The sequence below is a fragment of the Actinomadura sp. 7K534 genome (assembly GCF_004348575.1).
Lineage (GTDB): Bacteria > Actinomycetota > Actinomycetes > Streptosporangiales > Streptosporangiaceae > Spirillospora > Spirillospora livida.
This window is the reverse complement of the sequence record NZ_SMKB01000344.1, coordinates 1-5,852: the sequence shown is the minus strand read 5'-3', so window position 1 is coordinate 5,852 and position 5,852 is coordinate 1. Positions and strand designations below refer to the sequence as shown.

Sequence of the window (5,852 nt, the reverse complement as noted above, 5' to 3'; positions counted from 1 at the left end):
ACCCCCCTCATCCGGGCCCACCGCCTCGAACACGCCCTCGGCACGCCCGCCCGCATCTACGTCAAGTACGAGGGCGTCTCCCCGGTCGGCTCCCACAAGCCGAACACGGCCGTCCCGCAGGCGTACTACAACGCGCGCCAGGGCATCAGGCGCCTCACCACCGAGACGGGCGCCGGCCAGTGGGGCAGCGCCCTCGCGTTCGCGTGCGCGCAGTTCGCCCTCGAATGCGAGATCTGGATGGTCCGGGCCTCCTACGACCAGAAGCCGTACCGCCGCTCGATGATGGAGCTTTACGGGGCGCAGGTGCACGCCAGCCCGTCCCGGCTGACCGCGTCCGGCGCGAAGATCCTCGCGGACGACCCGGTCTCGCCCGGCTCCCTCGGCATCGCCATCAGCGAGGCCGTCGAGTCGGCCTCCCCGGACGACACCCGGTACGCGCTCGGCAGCGTCCTGAACCACGTCCTGATGCACCAGACGGTCATCGGCGAAGAGGCCCTCGAACAGCTCGCGCTCGTCGGCGACACCCCCGACCTGATCGTCGGCTGCACCGGCGGCGGCTCCAACTTCGCGGGCCTGTTCTTCCCGTTCCTCCGCGAGAAGCTGCAGGGCCGGATGAACCCGGCGATCCGCGCGGTGGAGCCGGATGCGTGCCCGTCCTTCACCCGGGGCCGCTACGCCTACGACTTCGGCGACACGGCCGGCTTCACGCCCCTCCTCAAGATGCACACGCTGGGGCACGACTTCGTCCCCGACCCCATCCACGCGGGCGGCCTCCGCTACCACGGGATGGCCCCGCTGCTCTCCCACATGTACGACCTGGACGTCTTCGAGGCCGAGGCCAAGCCCCAGCGCGAATGCTTCGAGGCGGGGATCCTGTTCGCCCGCACGGAGGGCATCGTCCCGGCCCCCGAGCCCACCCACGCCCTGGCCGCCGCCATCGCGGAGGCCCGCCACTGCGCCGAGACGGGCGAACCCAAGGTCATCCTCACCGCCCTCTGCGGCCACGGCCACCTGGACATGGCCGCCTACGACCGCTACCTCTCCGGCGAGATGGAAGACCACACCCTCCCCCAGTCCCGCCTGGACGAGGCACTGACGACCCTGCCCTGAGCCGGGAACAACACCGGACCCGCTATCGTCTATGTACGGCGGACGAGCCGGCCGGACGGCCGCGTCGGGGAGCGATCCCCGTCGAGGAAAGTCCGGGCTCCACAGGGCAGGGTGGTCGGTAACGCCGACCCGGGGTGACCCGCGGGAAAGTGCCACAGAAAGCAGACCGCCACCGGTCCGCCGGTGGTAAGGGTGAAACGGTGAGGTAAGAGCTCACCAGCGCCCACGGTGACGTGGGCGGCTCGGTAAACCCCACCCGGAGCAAGGTCAAGAAGGGGCCCCGTAAGAGGCCCCGCGCAGGTGCCCGAGGGCGGCCCGCCCGAGCCTGCGGGTAGACCGCTGGAGGCCGCCGGCAACGGCGGCCCGAGATGGATGGCCGTCACCCGCCGCCCCGCAAGGGCCGGCGGGCACAGAACCCGGCTTACAGGCCGACTCGTCCGCCTTCACCCGCCCGCCCAGGGCGAACCATGCCCAAAGATCGCCCAGGGCACGTCGAGCGCCGGCAGCGGGACCTGGCCGACGCCGGTCGGCAGGCGCGAACACCAGCAGAAGTCACGGCGCCGCACGAAGACGGATACGTGGCCCGCCCCCGTACATGTTCGGAACCGTCCAGCCCTGCCGCCGATCACCGGAAGAATGCGGGCTGAACACCGCGCCGTGCCCGTTGCGGACATCATGGTGCGCAATAACCCTTAAGGCCGCACTCACCAGATATAAGAGGTACAAGATGCCCGAACGCATCGATCTCATAAGCTTGCAGTCGACGTGGGCCACGAGTCCGACCGTCGTGGTGAGTGTGGATCCCGCCAGCCTGGAAGGCGAGATCGTCGTCGATACGGAGTTCGTCAAGGGACGCAAGAAGGTCTCGCTCCATTCGGACGACATCGCAGAATGGGCCGAGGTTCTCGAAGCTCTCGACGGCGAGGAGACCGGCAGCTGGATGGAAGCCGCCAGCAGGACCGTGCTCACCATCGAGTGGGACGACGAGTACGACTACCTCTGGGTCACGGTCGAGGACCGAGTGGGTTCCATGGCGACCGTGCGGGTGCAGGTCGGACCGGACGAGTACTGGCTGGACGACCATTTCGATCGACTGGCGAGGTTCCGCGAAGCCAGTCCCAAGCTCAGCGGCTGAGCGCGCCATCCCATCGGGAGGGGCATGCAACTCACATGGTTCGGGTCATACGACACAGAGAGGTTGAAACGGGGCGCCTACCTTCTAGGGAAGAGCTGATCGCCTTGATCGGTGACGGCGGCGGGGCCGAGGTGCTGGGTCCCGTGGAAAGGAGCCTCGATGTTCATCATCATGTTCGTGGCCCTCGTCCTGGCGGGGGGAGTGGCCGGCCTGGTCTATCTGTGGGACTTCTCGCGCGCCAGCCGGTACGACGCGCTGTTCCTGCCCGCGTCCGACCGGCGTGCGCGGCGTGCGCGCCGGGTGACCGGGATGTACGTGCGGGACTACACGCGCCACGACGACCTCGTGAGCCGCTGACCCGCGGGCGCCGACCGAAGACACACTGACGCGCGGGCCGTCCTTGCGGGGGGACGGCCCGCGCTTGCGTGTCAGGTGGCGGTCCGGGCCTGCGGGGCGTCGTCCGGGACGGGCATGAAGGCGCCCGTGGCCCGGTCGAGGATCTCGACGTTGGCAGACTGCAGGTCCAGGTAGAGGCCCACCAGTTCGATCTCGCCGGACTCGACGCGCTTGCGCAGCCACGGGTAGGTGAGCAGGTTGTCGAGCTGCTGCATCACGTTGATCTTGCAGAGCCGGGTGAGGGGCGGGGCGTCCTCGCCGGACGGGTCGGTGGCGAGGAAGCGGGCGAGGCTGTGGTTGCCGTGCTTCAGCCACCGCGACAGGCCGGAGAGGTGCTCGACCTCGGTGCCGCCGGCGAGGAGCGCGGCCATCGCGCCGCAGTTGGAGTGGCCGCAGACGGTGATCGTCCGGATGTCGAGGACGTTGGTGGCGTACTCGACGGTGGCCGCGACGGAGTCGTCGCGGGTGCGGGAGCCGTACCGCGGGACGAGGGCGCCGACGTTGCGGTTGATGAACAGGTCGCCGGGGCCGCTGGCGGTGATGATGTTGGGCACGATGCGCGAGTCCACGCAGGTGATGAACAGGTGCTGGGGCTTCTGCTCCATCGCCAGCTCGGCCATGATCGGGCGCACCAGCCGGGCGGTCCGGCCGTGGTACTCGCGGACGCCGTCCAGCAGCACGGCGGCGGGGGACACCTCGGGCGCGTCGAGTTCCTCCTCGGAACGCCGTCGACGATTCGCCCATGGCGCCCACCAACGGGCAGAAGGGGGCGACTTACGCGGCGAGGACATGTCACCTGTCACTGCTCTTTCATACCAAGCCTCGTGAACCTCGTCGATGTCGACCCTCCCTCCCTGGCGCTCGTGCGCGAGTCGCCACTGGTGGATGGCGTCGAACGCGGCGTGGTCCATGAAGTCGACGTTCAGGTCGAGGTCGACGCTGGCGCCCGGCGGGACCTCCTGCAGGAGGCGTGTCACCTTGGGGACGCCGAGGAAGGTCAGGGTGCCCTCCACGACCACGTGGGTGCGGATCGGGACCGGGCCGTCCTCGGGCTCGGGGAAGAGGTGCTCGGCGCGGACCGACAGCCGGGTCAGCCGCCGCAGCGCCAGCACTCCCATGACCGCGATGCCCACCAGGACGCCCTCACCGAGCCCCAGGACGACCACGCCGACGAGGGTGGCGAAGTAGGCGGGCGCCTCGCGATGGTGGCGCAGGTCGCGGATGCGGGCGGTGTCGATGAGCCGGACGCCCAGCACGACCAGCAGCGCCGCGAGCGCGGACAGCGGCACCTGCTCGATGACGGGGCCGCACGACAGCGCGAGGACCAGCACCCACACGCCGTGCAGGACGGTCGATGTGCGGGAGCGGGCACCGGCCTCCATGTTGGCCGTGCTGCGGACGATCACGCCCGCGATCGGCAGCCCGCCGAGGAGGCCCGACACCGCGTTCCCCGCGCCCTGCCCGAGCAGGTCGCGGTCGAGGTCGGCGCGCGGCACCCCGGCGGGGCGGCGCCGGTCGACGGCGACGCTGCACAGCAGCGACTCGACGGCCGCCACGAGCGCGACGGAGAGGACGGCGCCGACGATGCCGAGGGGCGGGCCCTCCGGCAGGGCGGGGGCGTCCCACCCCCCGAAGAGGGAGTCGGGCAGTTCGACGCGCCGGATGTCCCAGCCGAGCGACCAGGCGGTCAGGGTGGCGAGGGCGATCGCGGGCAGCGGACCGGGGATCAGCCGCAGCGGGCCGGTGCTCGGCAGCCGCGACCAGAACAGCAGCACCAGGACGGTCAGCGTGCCGAGGAGGGCCGAGTGGGTGTTCGGGGCCGCCAGCTGGCCCGGCAGTTCGCCCAGGTTGTCGAGCGCCGACTGCTGGGGGCTGCCGCCGAGCAGGACGTGCACCTGCGCCAGGACGAGGACGACGCCGACGCCCGCGAGCATCCCGTGCACGACGGCGGGGGAGACGGCGAGGGCGGTCCGGGCGACCTTGCTGGCCCCGAGGGCGACCTGGAGCAGCCCGCCGAGGAGGGTGATCGTGCAGGTGGCGCGCCAGCCGTAGGTCTGCACCAGCTCGGCGACGATCACGGTCAGGCCCGCCGCGGGGCCGCTGACCTGCAGCGGTGACCCGCCGATCAGGCCCGCGACGACACCGCCGACGACGGCGGCGATCAGCCCGGCCGCGACCGGGGCGCCGGACGCGACCGCGATGCCGAGCGACAGCGGGATCGCGACGAGGAACACGACGAACGACGCGAGGAAGTCCCGCCGAAATGTGGACACGTTGAGTGGCTTTGAAGTCACTCTCCGTATATAACCAGGATTAGAGCCGCTTCAGCCAGGCCATTCGCGAGATGGCGGCTGCGCGCCGTCCCGTCGGGGCCTCTGCGGGCGGAGACGCGAACGAGGGCCGCCGGAAGCCGGTGGCCCTCGTTCGCGGTCGGGCGGCCGGACGCGGCCGCTCCGGATGCCTAGCGGCGGTAGTTCTCCCAGTCGTCGGCCGGCTGGCGGGAGCCGTACGGGGCGTTGTCGTTCGGCTGGCCGCCCTGCGGGTACCCGCCCTGCTGCTGCGAGCCGCCGTAGTAGCCGCCGCCCGGGCCGTACGCCTGGGTGGCGTTCGGGTCCTGGTAGCCGCCCTGGGCGTTCGGGTCGTGCGGCGCGGCGAGCGGGTCGGCGCCGCCGTTGTAGCTGCTGCCGCTGAAGTCGCCGTAGACGCCGGAGCCGCCCTCGTTGCCCCCGAACCCGCCGAAGGATTCGCGGCCGCCGCTGAGCGGGTCGTCGTAGCGCGGGGAGTCGCCGTAGGCGGGCGCCGTCGGGTAGCCGTCGCTCTGCTGGCCCTGCCCGTACCCGGACGGAGCCCCCATCCCGCCGGGCGGGGGACCGGACGGCACGCCGGAGCCGAGCCCCGGGTCGTAACCGCCGCCCTGCCCGCCGGAGGGCCCGCCGGTCTGCCACGGCCCGGTGTTGCCGGTGCCGCCGGACCCGCCGGTCGTCCCGAAGGAGCCGGTGCTGAGCGGGTCGCCCAGCGGGTCGTTCAGGGAGCCGCCGCCGTAGGAGCCGCCCGTGTCGGACGAGGGCGCCGGGTTCGCCGACCGCGCACGGTCGGACTGGATGCGCTGGAGCAGCTCGTCCACGGACGGGAGCCGGTGCCCGTCGGTGTCGGAGCCGCCGTGCGCCGCGGGCGCCGGAGCCGGAGCGGGCGGCGCCGGGGGCGCCGGGGG

General features: G+C 71.9%; 4 protein-coding genes, 1 other RNA gene and 1 pseudogene. 4 read left to right on the top strand and 2 right to left on the bottom strand.

Annotated features, from left to right (window positions below; all coding sequences use genetic code 11):
* The 4 genes from E1266_RS34930 to E1266_RS34915 all read left to right on the top strand — a co-directional run.
* Nucleotides 1–1,110: TrpB-like pyridoxal phosphate-dependent enzyme (locus E1266_RS34930; protein ID WP_132054500.1), on the top strand; the 1,110-nt coding region annotated here is incomplete at its 5' end.
* A 43-nt stretch (nucleotides 1,111–1,153) separates the two neighbouring features.
* An RNA gene (rnpB, locus tag E1266_RS34925) (RNase P RNA component class A) lies at nucleotides 1,154–1,550 on the top strand.
* A 287-nt stretch (nucleotides 1,551–1,837) separates the two neighbouring features.
* The gene (locus E1266_RS34920) at nucleotides 1,838–2,245 is read left to right on the top strand and encodes a DUF5959 family protein (RefSeq protein WP_132054498.1); all 408 of its coding nucleotides are present in this window, start codon (nucleotides 1,838–1,840) and stop codon (nucleotides 2,243–2,245) included.
* Between the two features lie 159 nt (nucleotides 2,246–2,404).
* Nucleotides 2,405–2,602, top strand: coding sequence for a hypothetical protein (locus tag E1266_RS34915; RefSeq protein WP_132054496.1), 198 nt, complete (start codon nucleotides 2,405–2,407; stop codon nucleotides 2,600–2,602).
* Nucleotides 2,603–2,673: 71 nt separating this feature from the next.
* On the opposite strand, the gene E1266_RS34910 is transcribed toward E1266_RS34915, so the two are convergent.
* Entirely contained in the window at nucleotides 2,674–4,914 is a 2,241-nt protein-coding gene (locus tag E1266_RS34910) for a SulP family inorganic anion transporter (RefSeq protein ID WP_243719279.1), read from the bottom strand.
* A 188-nt stretch (nucleotides 4,915–5,102) separates the two neighbouring features.
* Nucleotides 5,103–5,852, bottom strand: a pseudogene (locus tag E1266_RS38540) (hypothetical protein); the annotation flags it as partial.